The 11,607-nt window shown below is 65.0% G+C and carries 18 protein-coding genes and 2 pseudogenes; 9 read left to right on the top strand and 11 right to left on the bottom strand.

Annotated features, from left to right (window positions below; translation table 11 throughout):
- Positions 1–10: 10 nt before the first annotated feature.
- Both ACGFI1_RS39775 and ACGFI1_RS39770 read right to left on the bottom strand, forming a co-directional pair.
- Complete coding sequence (locus ACGFI1_RS39775) at positions 11–418, bottom strand: ATP-binding protein (protein WP_392792861.1); 408 nt, start codon at positions 416–418, stop codon at positions 11–13.
- A complete protein-coding gene (locus ACGFI1_RS39770; RefSeq protein ID WP_392792860.1) occupies positions 415–699 on the bottom strand; it encodes a hypothetical protein in 285 nt (94 codons plus the stop codon). The genes ACGFI1_RS39775 and ACGFI1_RS39770 overlap by 4 nt, the downstream gene beginning before the upstream one ends.
- A gap of 229 nt (positions 700–928) precedes the next feature.
- On the opposite strand from ACGFI1_RS39770, the gene ACGFI1_RS39765 reads away from it, so the two are divergent.
- The 6 genes and pseudogenes from ACGFI1_RS39765 to ACGFI1_RS39740 form a co-directional block, all read left to right on the top strand.
- Positions 929–1,759 (top strand): helix-turn-helix domain-containing protein, encoded by an 831-nt coding sequence (locus ACGFI1_RS39765; protein WP_240808008.1) that lies wholly within the window; start codon positions 929–931, stop codon positions 1,757–1,759.
- A 34-nt stretch (positions 1,760–1,793) separates the two neighbouring features.
- On the top strand, positions 1,794–1,994 hold the full coding sequence (locus ACGFI1_RS39760; protein ID WP_138638376.1) for a DUF397 domain-containing protein: 201 nt from the start codon (positions 1,794–1,796) through the stop codon (positions 1,992–1,994).
- Positions 1,991–2,245: a DUF397 domain-containing protein gene (locus ACGFI1_RS39755; protein ID WP_138638375.1), complete on the top strand. Its 255-nt coding sequence runs from the start codon at positions 1,991–1,993 to the stop codon at positions 2,243–2,245. Before ACGFI1_RS39760 ends, ACGFI1_RS39755 begins: the two co-directional genes overlap by 4 nt.
- A gap of 49 nt (positions 2,246–2,294) precedes the next feature.
- Positions 2,295–2,498 (top strand): DUF397 domain-containing protein, encoded by a 204-nt coding sequence (locus ACGFI1_RS39750; RefSeq protein WP_392792858.1) that lies wholly within the window; start codon positions 2,295–2,297, stop codon positions 2,496–2,498.
- Complete coding sequence (locus tag ACGFI1_RS39745) at positions 2,450–2,806, top strand: DUF397 domain-containing protein (protein ID WP_392792857.1); 357 nt, start codon at positions 2,450–2,452, stop codon at positions 2,804–2,806. Before ACGFI1_RS39750 ends, ACGFI1_RS39745 begins: the two co-directional genes overlap by 49 nt.
- 48 nt (positions 2,807–2,854) lie before the next feature.
- Positions 2,855–2,999 (top strand): annotated as a pseudogene (locus tag ACGFI1_RS39740) (helix-turn-helix domain-containing protein); the annotation flags it as partial.
- 127 nt (positions 3,000–3,126) lie between these two features.
- Here the strand turns inward: ACGFI1_RS39740 and ACGFI1_RS39735 are convergent.
- A pseudogene (locus ACGFI1_RS39735) lies at positions 3,127–3,279 on the bottom strand (helix-turn-helix domain-containing protein); the annotation flags it as partial.
- 195 nt (positions 3,280–3,474) lie between these two features.
- Here ACGFI1_RS39735 and ACGFI1_RS39730 point away from each other — a divergent pair.
- Complete coding sequence (locus ACGFI1_RS39730) at positions 3,475–3,795, top strand: hypothetical protein (RefSeq protein ID WP_138638372.1); 321 nt, start codon at positions 3,475–3,477, stop codon at positions 3,793–3,795.
- A 99-nt stretch (positions 3,796–3,894) separates the two neighbouring features.
- Here ACGFI1_RS39730 and ACGFI1_RS39725 read toward each other — a convergent pair whose 3' ends face one another.
- The 5 genes from ACGFI1_RS39725 to ACGFI1_RS39705 all read right to left on the bottom strand — a co-directional run bounded on the left by ACGFI1_RS39725 (position 3,895) and on the right by ACGFI1_RS39705 (position 8,349).
- Positions 3,895–4,170 carry a hypothetical protein gene (locus ACGFI1_RS39725; RefSeq protein ID WP_392792855.1) on the bottom strand — a complete coding sequence of 92 codons (276 nt, stop codon included), beginning with the start codon at positions 4,168–4,170 and terminating at the stop codon, positions 3,895–3,897.
- 95 nt (positions 4,171–4,265) lie between these two features.
- Positions 4,266–5,051 (bottom strand): polymorphic toxin-type HINT domain-containing protein, encoded by a 786-nt coding sequence (locus ACGFI1_RS39720; protein ID WP_392792854.1) that lies wholly within the window; start codon positions 5,049–5,051, stop codon positions 4,266–4,268.
- A 1,076-nt stretch (positions 5,052–6,127) separates the two neighbouring features.
- Positions 6,128–6,625 (bottom strand): SUKH-3 domain-containing protein, encoded by a 498-nt coding sequence (locus tag ACGFI1_RS39715; RefSeq protein WP_392792852.1) that lies wholly within the window; start codon positions 6,623–6,625, stop codon positions 6,128–6,130.
- Between the two features lie 5 nt (positions 6,626–6,630).
- Positions 6,631–7,611, bottom strand: a complete 981-nt coding sequence (locus tag ACGFI1_RS39710) for a polymorphic toxin-type HINT domain-containing protein (RefSeq protein WP_392792851.1) — start codon at positions 7,609–7,611, stop codon at positions 6,631–6,633.
- A 90-nt stretch (positions 7,612–7,701) separates the two neighbouring features.
- On the bottom strand, positions 7,702–8,349 hold the full coding sequence (locus ACGFI1_RS39705) for an NAD(P)-dependent oxidoreductase (RefSeq protein WP_392792850.1): 648 nt from the start codon (positions 8,347–8,349) through the stop codon (positions 7,702–7,704).
- 87 nt (positions 8,350–8,436) lie between these two features.
- Between ACGFI1_RS39705 and ACGFI1_RS39700 the strand changes: the two genes are divergently transcribed.
- On the top strand, positions 8,437–8,853 hold the full coding sequence (locus ACGFI1_RS39700) for a winged helix-turn-helix transcriptional regulator (protein ID WP_392792848.1): 417 nt from the start codon (positions 8,437–8,439) through the stop codon (positions 8,851–8,853).
- Between the two features lie 74 nt (positions 8,854–8,927).
- On the opposite strand, the gene ACGFI1_RS39695 is transcribed toward ACGFI1_RS39700, so the two are convergent.
- Positions 8,928–9,377 (bottom strand): hypothetical protein, encoded by a 450-nt coding sequence (locus tag ACGFI1_RS39695; protein ID WP_392792846.1) that lies wholly within the window; start codon positions 9,375–9,377, stop codon positions 8,928–8,930.
- Positions 9,378–9,475: 98 nt separating this feature from the next.
- Positions 9,476–10,393, bottom strand: coding sequence for a MerR family transcriptional regulator (locus ACGFI1_RS39690; RefSeq protein ID WP_392792844.1), 918 nt, complete (start codon positions 10,391–10,393; stop codon positions 9,476–9,478).
- Between the two features lie 85 nt (positions 10,394–10,478).
- On the opposite strand from ACGFI1_RS39690, the gene ACGFI1_RS39685 reads away from it, so the two are divergent.
- Entirely contained in the window at positions 10,479–11,006 is a 528-nt protein-coding gene (locus tag ACGFI1_RS39685) for a putative immunity protein (RefSeq protein ID WP_392792843.1), read from the top strand.
- Here ACGFI1_RS39685 and ACGFI1_RS39680 read toward each other — a convergent pair.
- On the bottom strand, positions 11,003–11,599 hold the full coding sequence (locus ACGFI1_RS39680) for a dihydrofolate reductase family protein (protein WP_392792841.1): 597 nt from the start codon (positions 11,597–11,599) through the stop codon (positions 11,003–11,005). The two genes, ACGFI1_RS39685 and ACGFI1_RS39680, sit on opposite strands and share 4 nt — an antisense overlap.
- Positions 11,600–11,607: the final 8 nt, after the last annotated feature.

Raw genomic sequence — 11,607 nt, 5'->3', positions numbered from 1 at the left:
CACCACTCTGCTATCCGCTCGCCACCTCGAACCACACGGAGAGCCCCTCCTTGCCGTCGACGATCCCCCACCGGTCGGCGAGCCCGTCCACGATCATGAGCCCCCGCCCGGACTCGCTCAGTCCGGCCCGCTGAGCCGGCACGATCGGCCGCCCCGACGCCCCACCCTCGTCTTGGACCTCGACCCGCAGCCGGGTAGCCGAGACGAGCACGGACACCCGCACCCCACCCCCAGGCAACCCACTGTCCGTGTGACGGACGGCGTTAGTGGCGATCTCGCACACCATCAGGTCCACGTCGTCCAGGTCGAACGAATGCCCAATCCCTTCCAGCGCCCGCCGCACGTAAGTACGAATGTCCCGCACACCCAGCCCCTCGCTGGAGGACAGCCGAACGTCCCTCCGCTCCCAGACGATCACGACGACACCCCCGCGATCCGTCGAGCGGCCAGCCGCACCGACTCGGCCGGTACCTTGCAGGCCGCGTCCCACAGGTAGGCCCATCGCCCGTCCCGCTCCTGGACGCCGAGCACCGCCAGCGACCGCCGCCGCGCGACCAGCGGAACCGAGAGCACGGGCTCCGCCGTGGCGTCGAGGTAGAGCACGGACCCCTGTCCGACCTTCCGCAACGCCCACATGAGCCGAACCAGCACCCGGAACCGCTCCAGCGTCACCCCGTCCCGCCCCAGCCCGCCAGGCACCTCACGCTCCGGGGGCTTCGGTAGATTGCACACAGTCCGACTCCTTTCCAGTCGGGCGAGGCCCTGGGACGCGGTGAGCCACCACCGGCCCAGGGCCGTTCGGGTTTCGGCTGCACACACTCCGCAACCGATGGAACACTGTCCACGCACGAACAGAGCATCTGCAACATACAGATGCAAGATACTGATCACAAGGGGTATCGACTTGACTGCGCGGAGTGCACCCACCGTGAAGCGTCGCCGTCTGGCCGCTGAGCTGCGCCAACAGCGGGAGCGGCTCGGTCTCACCATCGAGGAGGTGGCTGAGAGACTCGAATGGTCTACCGCCAAGGTCAGTCGGATCGAGAACGCCCGGGTCGGCGTCCTACCGCGCGACGTCAAGTACCTGCTCAACGTCTACGGCGTGGAGGGAGAGGCAAGAGACGTCCTCATGGCCCTGGCCCGCGAGGCACGCCAAAAGGGCTGGTGGCACAGCTACGGCGAAGCCATCCCGACATGGTTCGAGGTCTACGTCGGGCTTGAGTCCGACGCGGTGTCCATGGAGCGGTACGACGCCGAGCACGTCCCCGGCCTACTCCAGACCGCCGAGTACGCACATAGCGTCTTTACAGCGTTCCCAATCGAGGACGAGACCGAGATAGAGAAGCGCGTCGCGCTCCGTATGGCGCGCTCTGAGTACCTCACGGCAGACGGCGGCCCCAAGTTCTGGGCAGTCCTCAACGAGGCGGTCATCCGCCGACAGGTCGGCGGTGCCCAGACCATGCAGGACCAACTTCATCACTTGGGCGAGATGGCGAAGCTCCCCAACGTCACGCTTCAGGTCCTTCCGTTTGATGCTGGCGCACACCCGGCGATGAGCGGTTCGTTCACGCTACTGAGGTTCCCGGAGCCATCCGACCCGAAGGTGGTGTTCATGGAGACTCAAACGGGCAGCCTCTACTTGGAGAAGGCACACGAAATCAACCGATATACGCTGGCATTTGACCATCTGCGCGCGGCGGCCCTGCGTCCAAGCGACTCACTGGCGCTCATCGCTCGCGCGGCCGACACCATGACGTGAGCCCCACAACTACAGAAGCAAGGAGGGCGGAACCATGCAGACCTCCCGCGCCACTTGGCGCAAGAGCACCCGCAGCAACGGCGCCGGCGGCGACTGCGTAGAGGTAGCCGGACTCGCAGCAGAGATCGGAGTGCGGGACAGCAAGGCCCCCGACGCCGGACACCTCTTGTTCAACAAGCAGAACTGGACCGCGTTCGTAACCGATGTCCAAAGCGGCCGGTACGACCTCCCATGAACCCGGCCATCCCAACGCCCTCGAGCCACCAACAGAGACGCGGCAAGGACACCCCGAACTCGCCCCGTGCCGCATGGCGCAAAAGCTCCCGGAGTGGCCAGAACGGCAACTGCGCCGAGGTTGCCGTGCTCGCCGCGAAGGTCAGAGTACGGGACAGCAAGGCCCCGGACGCCGGGCACCTCTCGTTCAACCCGCAGACCTGGACCGTGTTCGTGTCCGACGTACGAAACGGCCGATACGACCTTCCATAAGCCTGGCCGCTTCCAAGCCGACCAGCCCACCCACGTCCGGAGACACGGCATGGACGCCACCGACCCCTCGCAGACGAGATGGCGAAAGAGCACCCGCAGCGGCCAGAACGGCGCCTGCGTCGAGATAACCCACATCGCCGGTGCGGTCGCCGTCCGCGACAGCAAGGCCCCAGACGCCGGACACATCACGCTGAGCCACCGAGCATGGGCCACCTTCATCAAGGGCGCACGAGCCAGACGCTACGACCACTAGGCAACCACCGAAGGCACATCAGGCACGCCAGCGACTTCCCACACACCACCTGGCGGAAGAGCCGACGCAGCAACGGCGCCGGCGGCAACTGCGTAGAGGTAGCCGGACTAGCCGCAGAGATCGGAGTACGAGACAGCAAGGGCCCCCGACGCCGGACACCTCTCCCGCAGCCCCCGGAACTGGACCGCATTCGTCTCCAACGTTCGAGACGGCCGGTACGACCTTCCGTAAACCCGTCCGCCTCCACGCCGACGGCGCCCCGCCCTCCGGAGACTACGTTGAGGTGGCCAACCTGGCAGCGGGGGTAACGGTATGCGACACCCCACCGTAACGCCCCGCTAACTAAGGCCGGACGCTTGCGCTTGGCCCGCTGCGTGGTCGATGACTGCTGGCCGCTGCGGCGGGCCGCCGAACGGTTCCAGCTCGGCCGGTACCGCCCGGCGATGGGCCACGCGGTACCGGGAGCTGGGCGAGGCCGAGATCGCCGACGCGATGCCGCGGCTGATGACTTCGTCGGCCAGCTCCGGGCAGCTCCACCGCGACAGCGGCACCCCGGTCTCGGCCGGCAGCTGACAGGCCAGCGCCTTGACCTCGGCGATCTGCAGGGGCTGAGGCAGGGCGGTCGCCCGGACCGGGGTCGGTCGGCCAGTCCCGCCAAACCGTGGTCGCCATAGCGGCCGCGCCAGCACCGGACAGTGTCCACGCTGATGCCCAGGCGGCGGGAGATCGCGTTGTTGGACAGGCCGCATTCGGCTGCCAGCACGATCCGGGCACGGATCACCTGCTGGTGCGGGGCGGTGCGGGAGGACGCCAGCTTGGTGAGTCGACGCCGGTCGCCGGCGGTCACACTGATCTGACGGGCACACAGAACGGGCACGGGGACACTTTCCTGACAAGATCACGGCGAAAGTGTTGATCTTGCCGTGCTCGTCTGCGGCAGGCGCGCCGGACGCGCCGCAAGGGCAAGATGGTCGCCATGCCGCCCGCGATCCCCGCCTCGACCAAGACCTCCCTGACACAACGGCTGCGCCAGCACGCCCGCGAGCACTGGCCCCAGCTCAGCGACCTGCACATCCGCTACCACGGCCAGTTCGCCTATGTCGAAGGCGAACTCGGAGGCGGGGACCGGCTACCGCTCATCCGGCTCCGCTACGGCGGATCGGCCTCAATCTGGGGATTCGGCCTCTACCTGGCCAGCAGCGGCAAGTACGAGAACCAAATCCTGCCCACCGGCATGACCGCCGGCAGCCCTCAAGAAGCCCTCGACTGCGCCTGCGGCCTCTACCTCGGTTGCTGACCACACACCCCCGAGGAACTTACGGCGCAGACCACTTAGCGCCAGCGACATGGCCATCTGAGGCCTGGAACAGTTGCTCGTACCGCCGCAAGTTCCCTATCACCCAGCCACAGCAGCAGCTTTTGCGATCCCTTCACTCAATCGCATCAAGTTGTCCCGAAAGAATCCTACTCGAATATAGAAGTCCTCCTCTCGGCGGAATTGAATAAGCGTGGAAAGTAGCGCAGAATGGATGATGTGCAGCTCTTGAGAAGAAAGAGCCACAGGCGTTTCGGCGTCACCCTTCCCAATTTTTTCTCCAATCTCGCATAGATCCGACTTAGAGGCCCCCACTTGAACCTTTAGCGAGATAGCAGGTTGTACAATACTGGCCATGAGTTCGAGGCTCGACGTTATCGCGTCTCGTTGCTCATCACTTAGCAACAGCCCATAGTTGCCTCCACTTCGAAAGACAACACGAATCGATGACCTCACGACAGGACATACCTCCCGCTCGCCTCGAAGGTGTCTTCGTTGTAAACGTATCCGTGGATACGATACGCAGTTTGGATAATAAGTACCCCACGCTCGGAATCATATGCAACCCGTGCACCGGTCGTCGTATCAACGTGCGTCATATCTCGCGAAAGCCAATCCGCAAAGTATTCACCAAGCGCATCCGGATCGTGCCCAATCCTGGGGATATCGTGATCAACTGCAGTCGCAGAACCATCATGCATCCGCTGAACATTATGATCCACCCCTTCGGCAACTTTAGGGCCGTAGGCATTCTCGATTCGAGAGTACGCTTCATCATTCAGAGCCCCCCTCGCCATCTCTGGGCAGTTGTGCACGAGGACACGGGTGTCGCCAGCTTCCACATAGTACGTGTGGTCGATGGCAACGGTGAGGTTGTGGACGCGCTGGTGCTGGGTCCAGGTCTTGGTTGCGGTGAGTTGGACGTGGGTGCCGGCGCTGGTGCGGAGCCACGTGCCGGGCTTGAGTTTGCCTGCGTCGATCCACTTGCCTGCTGCGGGGACCCAGAAGGGGTGGTTGTCGGTGGCGACCAGTGTGCCGGTCTTGTCGCCGTGGTCACCGTCGGTGTCGACGGTGAGCCGAACAAGGTGCTTAGCTCCGGTGCGGCTGATGGTAGCGAGGACGGGTTGGGGTGCGGTCTTGCCGGTGGTCGGATCGGTGGCCAGGACCTTGTCGCCGACCTTGATCTTGTCGATCGGTTTCGTTGATCCGTCGGCCATCAGGACGGCGGTGCCGGGCATGAAACTGCTTGGTCGGAGGCACCCACCTCCGCTGCCTGAGGCAGGTGCGTCGTCTGCGGCTTTTGCCGGGTTCTTGGCGGCCGCCGGTGCTTTCTTTGCTGCGCTGCCGCCGCGACCTGGTGAGCCGCCCTTGGCTCTACCTGCGAGCTTTTGGATGATCTTGGGAGCTACTCTCTTGAGTAGCGGAGCCGCGACCTTGGCAACTTTCGCACCAGTTACAGTTAGGCCGACCTCTATTACTGCGCCGGTAAGGCTGGCCTTGAAGCCACCCAAAAGAGTTTGTTGGTCAGCGGGTGTGTTCTGGTGGTAGCTGACTGCTCCGTAGACCCATCCGGCGACGGCGGCGCAGCCTACGGTTCCGGTGCCACTGGTTGCAGCTAGGCATATGCCGCCAGCTGCGAATCCCGCGATGGTCCTGCCCTCAAGTCCCTCGGCGACTCCCCGGAAGATTTCCTCCCCGGTCCTGCAATGTCAGCATTTGACGCACCGCCCCGGCAACTCCCCGACGATAAGTCACCGAGCAGAACTACACCACTGCGAGATCAACTGCTACGACCGCTTGAGAGTATGCCCCGGCTCGCACCGATACCGGTGCAGAAACCCCACCACGCGCTGCACAGCTTCGCTCGGCACGTCGTGCATGGCATGCTAACCGGCCACAGGGAGTCCTTCAGGCCACGAAAACGAGCTTGCGGTGAGACTTCTTCTACCGAGAAATCCACGCCTATCTCTGGACTCGCCGTTCGTCCGCGCACCCACACTGCCACACCAATTACTATTCGAGAATATAGCATACCACTACCGGCGCCGAATTAACTATCGAGACCATCTCAATAAGTGCAATAGCTTGAGAATTGAATAGCGAGATAGGCGAGCCACGCAAGTCCTGACAAGGTCAGCCATCTCGTCAAGGCAATCGCAGTACTACAGAACTGCAAGGTCACTCAAAGATTAAAGGCGCCATTGCATCGCATGCCTCAAATCTGTGAATTGCAAGTTGTCGATCACCCAGATTCGCACAGTAGATCCGGGCATTAGCTGTTACGCCAGATCGCCCGGCCCCGAAGGCATCGGATTCACTGCCATCGAGGCCAGGGGTCTAGCCCTGGGTCGGAATGTAGACAAATCAAGGGGCGACTTGCACAGACCGCCAATTCCAATGCAGCTTCGAAAGAAGACCCCATTCCCCAGATCCACCCAAGGCCCGCTGCAACAACCGTCCCGCCGGACTCGACAAAAACGCTCGAATAGCTGAGCCATTCGCCAATCGGAAAATAACTCCCACCCAGAGCTTCTTCGATCTCTAGCGCCAAGCCGCGCTGGCCCGCACCGGCCGAAATAGGGTCGAAATTGAATGGTTCATCGTTGGCAAAATTTGGACCCGATTGATTAATCGGCTCAATGGCCAGACCGCCAAACGTACACAGAATATCCTCAGCCTTAGAATTTAGTACGTACCCTTCGCATCGCAAGGAGGCGAACCAGGCACCGGCATCCACCCTCCTCTGGGGGCACCAGCCAGAGTTATAAAGAGCCTGCCGCAGATCGGGGTGCAGCGAATTGAGTCTGATCATGGCGGTTAACCGATATCAAGAAGCCCCAGCAATCGTCCGCAGCGGCCGCAGGGTTCAGCTGGCTCGCCATGACCAACCGGGTTCGAGTTCGGCATCGAGTTATTTCTCGAGTGCACCGTACGCATCGTACCTCCCTTGATAGCGGAACGCCCTTCGGCTGCCTGGGCCTGAATGAGGCAGTGCACCTCGGCGCAACCTCCGTGATGGCCGCCGAGTCTTAAAACCTTTGAGAGAAAACCCTTCGCCTGCAGGCCGTGCCTATCGCGCCCATAGTACTTCTGACCCGACGGAGACGTGTACTCAGAGACGAACTTCACCCCCCGTTCGTTGCGAACCCCATCGGCGTACTCCACCAAAGGATCAGGATCGCCACAGGTGCGGTTGTGAACGAGGGCTGGCGTAACCCCCGCCAGCACATAGTACGTGTGGTCGGTGGCGACAGTGAGGTTGTGAGTGCGCTGGTACTTGGTCCAGGCTTTGGTTGCGGTGAGTTGGACGTGGGTGCCGGCGCTGGTGCGGAGCCACATGCCGGGCTTGAGTTTGCCTGCGTCGATCCATTTGCCGGCTGCGGGGACCCAGAAGGGGTGGTTGTTGGTGGCGATCAGTGCGCCGGTCTTGTCGCCGTGGTCGCCGTCGGTGTCGATGGTGAGTTGGACGAGGTGCTTCGCTCCGGTGCGGGTGATGGTGGCGAGGACGGGTTGGGGTGCGGTCTTGCCGGTGGTCGGGTCGGGGCCGCGGGGCGCCCTGCTCCGCGGGTGGTCGCCGGGCTGCTGGTCAGCGTGACGGCCGACGCATCCGGCGTCCGTGACCGGGCCGCAGAACAGTTCGGCCTGGCCGGACACGTCCCCGAATATCGGGCAGTGCTGGACCGCGAGCAGGTCACTGGTCCGCAGGATGTCGTCATCGCCGGGGAATGCTTGCGCGGCACGTCCAGGTCCGCCCACAACATCTGATCGATCACCGGCTTGAACGGAAGCACCGTCCAACGATGCACCCCGTACTTGCGCCGCACCTCACGGGTCGGTGGGGCCACGGCTCGTTCTTGGAATCAGGCTGTTCCAGGTGCGGGTGGAGTGTTAGTGGGCGAGGTTGACCTGGGTTCTGTGGTGGTCGCCTTTTTCGATCAGGTCGAGGAAACCTAGGGCGTAGTCGGCGGCGGAGATCGCGCCGCCGTCATCGGGCTGGACCGCGACGTCGTCGCCGAGCCGGTAGCGGCCGAGTCGTTCGGCGGGCATGTGCGCGCCGAACCTGAGCGCCGGGCTCACGAAGACCCAGTCGAGCGTCGCGGGCGCGGCCGGGAGGTCCTCGATGATGAGCGCCGCACCCGCGCGGATCTCGTCGTGGAGCTCTTCGGGAACGCGGCTGAGGTCGGTGACGAAACGGTCCGCCCCGGGCGCGGGACGTAGTGACGAGTAGCCCCCGACGACGAACAGGCGCGCGCCTGCGGCCTCGGCCAGGCGCGCGACGGCGCGGTAGACGTCACGGAAGGTGCCGGTCAGCGGGCCGCGTGGGGCGAGTGCGGCCACTACGACATCCGTGCCCTCGATGGCTGCGGCGAGCGTTGCTTCGTCGGAGGCGTCGCCTTGGACATAGGTCACGTCAGGGATCGGCGCGGTGGGGCCTGAGCGGCTCAGTGCGGTGACCTGGTGGCCGCGAGCGGCTGCCTCCGCAGCGATGGCCGAGCCGGCATAGCCGGTGCCTCCGATGACGGTAATGCGAGACATGAGGTGCCTTTCTCCAGGACGGGTGGCGCCGAACGGGCGCAGTGGTTACCGTACGAGCCCAACTCTCCATCGGGAAGAAGGCACTTTGTGGTAACCACCCCGGACGAGCCGGTGCTCCGCGGCAGTCCCTACCGCGCGGACTGCCCGACCCGCCGCATCCTGGATCGCATCGGCGACCGCTGGACCGTGCTCATCGTGGGCGCCCTCTGGGACGGCACCGCCCGCTTCTCGGAGCTGCGCCGACGCATCGAGGGCATCTCCCAGAAGATGCTCACCCAGACCCTCCGCGGGCTCGAACGGGACGGGCTCGTGCACCGCACCGTCCACCCCGAAGTACCGGTCCGCGTCGAGTACTCCCTCACCGAGGCGGGCCGCACCCTGCGCGAGCCGCTGCGCGCGCTGGAGGAATGGGCGATCGCGTACCTTGACGACTGGTCGGCGGCGCGGGAAGCGTACGACCGCGCGAATCGGCCTTCTTCCGACTCCGGGGATCGCGACAAGTAACGCCCCGATATCGGAGCTGCTTACCGCTGACAGGCGTAGCTCGGTCGTGTCGTCGCGGCGAGACGGTGGCTACTTCAGGCGGTTGTGCGCCATCGGAACCAGTAGTTCACGGACTCGACCTCGTCAGGGTCTCTGGCGACGAAACGCATTTCGCGCTTCATTCGTCGCGCATTGTCAGGTGCTTGGCGGTGCGGTGCGAGTAGGGCGTCCAACTCGTCGTGGCGGGCGTTGCCTCCATGGCCGGGATGGGTCTCGGGCCCTACCTCCCCTGCCCGGTAGCGCTCGCTCCACTTGACGAAAATCGCGGACTGCTCGCGCTCCCACTCCAGCGCTTCAGTGCTCGCGGGCCAGACCTCGTACTCGTCGTCTTCGTGGTAACGCTCGTAGTGGTGGCCCTTGAAGTAGTGGGGCCGGCCGTCGATATCGGCGACGCCGACGCGCGGGCCGTCGTACCAGTCCAACTCGACGTGGGCGCGCTCGAATCCGTCCGCGATCACCTGCGCTTCGTCCCAGATCTCAGCCACACTCGTACGCTACCGACAAGTTGGCCACATTTGTGATCACATTTTCGGCTGGAGCAGCCTATGCGGCGTGATGACGTCTTTCGCCGTTGGTCTTACGGCTAGTGCTCAGTCTGAGCCATTGCTGTCAGGAACCAGTGCAGTTCCTTGCTGGGGTAGTTGGGCGGGTCCCAGCCGTTGATGATCGACAGTAGCTCCGCGTAGCGTTCGCGGCGCGGATCGGCGGCGGCGGTCAGGTGGGCGGCGAGGCTTTCGCGCAGGGCTGCGTCGTCTGCCTGCTCTTGGACGGCGGCGTAGGCGGTGGTGATTTGTGTGACGGCCTGAGCCGCTTCCGGGGAGTTGGTGGTGACGCCGGCTGCCAGCAGCGGGGCCACGGTCTCCGCGGCGCGCGCGACGATGTGCTTGCGCGGTGGAGCCGTTTCCAAGGCGGGGTGCTCGGTGAACAGGCCGCGCATCAGTGACCGGAACTCCGGGTCTTCGGCGAGTTCGGCCAACTCCACCCATGCCTCCAACTGCTCGGACGTGGGGTCGTCGGGCAGTTCGGGTGCCATGGATCGGTGCAGGACGCGCGAGAGCGGGCCCGCGTCGGGATCCCCGAATGCGCTGTGCAGGAAGTCGTCGACGAGGGCGTCACGCTCAGCGGCGGAAAGGCGGGCGAGTCGGTGCATGAAGTCCATCTCCTCGGGTGTGGAGCCGCGTCTGGCCGCTGCTGAGAGCACCGCGTAGCGCAGCCGCAGCACTCGCATCTGCACGGCTAGCGCCTCGGCGTGGGTAGCGGCGGCCTCTGCGGCCGGTAGTCGGCGGTCCAGGATCTTCTCGATGGTGGCCAGGTCGATTCCGAGTTCGCGTAGCGTCCGTACCAGGCCGAGGCGCACTACGGCTTCCGGTGCGTACCGTCGATGCCCTGCCGCGCTTCTGCCGGCCTCCGGTACCAGTCCGCGCTCCGAGTAGAAGCGCACGGCCTTCACCGTGACTCCGCCGAGCCGCGCCAACTCGCCGATCGAGTAGCCACCGTCCATGCCTGAAGCCTGGCACCTCCCCCAAGGGGAGCTTCAACCTGTAATGATCTTCTGCGGATCGGCGGCGTGTGGAGGGGGCTGACTGGTGTCCGGTGATTTCGAGTTGACCATGGACGAGCTTCGGGTCGTGGCGCGTTTCGTGGCGGAGAGCGCGCAGGACGTCCTGCCGGTGTTCGAGGAGGCCGTTCCCGGGGATTCCCGGCCACGTGCGGCCCTCGATGCCGCGTGGGAATTCGTCAATGGCGCCAGGCGGACGAAGTTGCAGCGTGTGACGTCGTTGGACGCCCACCGGGCGGCGAAAGAGGCGGGTACCGAGGTCGCGCGTCTCGCCGCGCAGGCTGCCGGGGACGCCGCGTCCGCCGCTTATCTGCATCCGATCGCGCGGGCCACCCAGGTCGGGCACATCTTGCGGGGTCCGGCAAACGCAGCGCGGATCGGCGAGTTGCAGGCCGGAGACGATCCCGCGGTCGGAGACATGCTGATCGAGCAGGCTCGGGGACGGGCCACGCCCGTGCTGGTCGATGTTCTGTCGCGCTATCCGCTTGCGCCCGCCGGTAAGAGTCGCGCTGCCCAGCTCATGAGTGCTCTGGACGCTTCCTTGCGAGCCCGCTAAAGGACGTCGTAGGTCAGGTGTGTCGCGGTCGATGTCGGGATCACCGCGCGCTGCACCAGTGTGTGTGGTGCCCCGCCCCTGAAGAGGGGTGTTCCGGCGCCTAGGATGACCGGGGCCAAGTGAAGGGCAAGGACGTCGACCAGTCCCGCTTTGAACGCCGAGGCGATGGTGGCGCCGCCGCCCATGAGGATGACGTCCTTGTCCACCGCCTCGGCTTGCCGCCGGGCGGCGGCTACGGCGTCCGGCAGGCCCGTCGTGACGAACGTCCAGTCGAGGCCGGTCAGCCGTACTGACTCCGGCTGCGAACTCGTCACGACGAAGAAAGCGGGCTTGCCCACCTCGCCGGCGCCGTAGCCCGTCGTGTCGTCCCAGCCGCCGGGTCCGTCGACGATGTCGAAGAGGTTGCGGCCGAGGATGACGGCGCCCGAGCGGGACGTCCCCTCACGGAGGATCCGGCGGTCGTCGGGGTCGTCGGAGAAGGCCCAGGTGTGCAGGGCCTCGCCACCGGTGCCGAGACCGTTCTCCAGGCTCGGGTCGGGGCCGGTGACGAAGCCGTCCAGGGAGACCGAGATGTCCGCGATGATTTGCGTCATGTCCAGGC

The organism is Actinomadura geliboluensis (genome assembly GCF_043197915.1).
GTDB classification, from domain to species: Bacteria; Actinomycetota; Actinomycetes; order Streptosporangiales; family Streptosporangiaceae; genus Spirillospora; species Spirillospora geliboluensis.
Note: the sequence above shows the minus strand (reverse complement) of the source record. Positions and strands in the feature narration are given on the sequence as shown.

Coding starts and splice junctions, on each gene's coding strand:
- ACGFI1_RS39760 (WP_138638376.1), top strand. CDS start 1,794: ATGCAGACCTCCCGCGCCACTTGGCGCAAGAGCACCCGCAGCAACGGC.
- ACGFI1_RS39755 (WP_138638375.1), top strand. CDS start 1,991: ATGAACCCGGCCATCCCAACGCCCTCGAGCCACCAACAGAGACGCGGC.
- ACGFI1_RS39750 (WP_392792858.1), top strand. CDS start 2,295: ATGGACGCCACCGACCCCTCGCAGACGAGATGGCGAAAGAGCACCCGC.
- ACGFI1_RS39745 (WP_392792857.1), top strand. CDS start 2,450: ATGGGCCACCTTCATCAAGGGCGCACGAGCCAGACGCTACGACCACTA.
- ACGFI1_RS39730 (WP_138638372.1), top strand. CDS start 3,475: ATGCCGCCCGCGATCCCCGCCTCGACCAAGACCTCCCTGACACAACGG.
- ACGFI1_RS39725 (WP_392792855.1), bottom strand. CDS start 4,170: ATGGCCAGTATTGTACAACCTGCTATCTCGCTAAAGGTTCAAGTGGGG.
- ACGFI1_RS39720 (WP_392792854.1), bottom strand. CDS start 5,051: ATGCCCGGCACCGCCGTCCTGATGGCCGACGGATCAACGAAACCGATC.
- ACGFI1_RS39715 (WP_392792852.1), bottom strand. CDS start 6,625: ATGATCAGACTCAATTCGCTGCACCCCGATCTGCGGCAGGCTCTTTAT.
- ACGFI1_RS39705 (WP_392792850.1), bottom strand. CDS start 8,349: ATGTCTCGCATTACCGTCATCGGAGGCACCGGCTATGCCGGCTCGGCC.
- ACGFI1_RS39690 (WP_392792844.1), bottom strand. CDS start 10,393: ATGGACGGTGGCTACTCGATCGGCGAGTTGGCGCGGCTCGGCGGAGTC.
- ACGFI1_RS39680 (WP_392792841.1), bottom strand. CDS start 11,599: ATGACGCAAATCATCGCGGACATCTCGGTCTCCCTGGACGGCTTCGTC.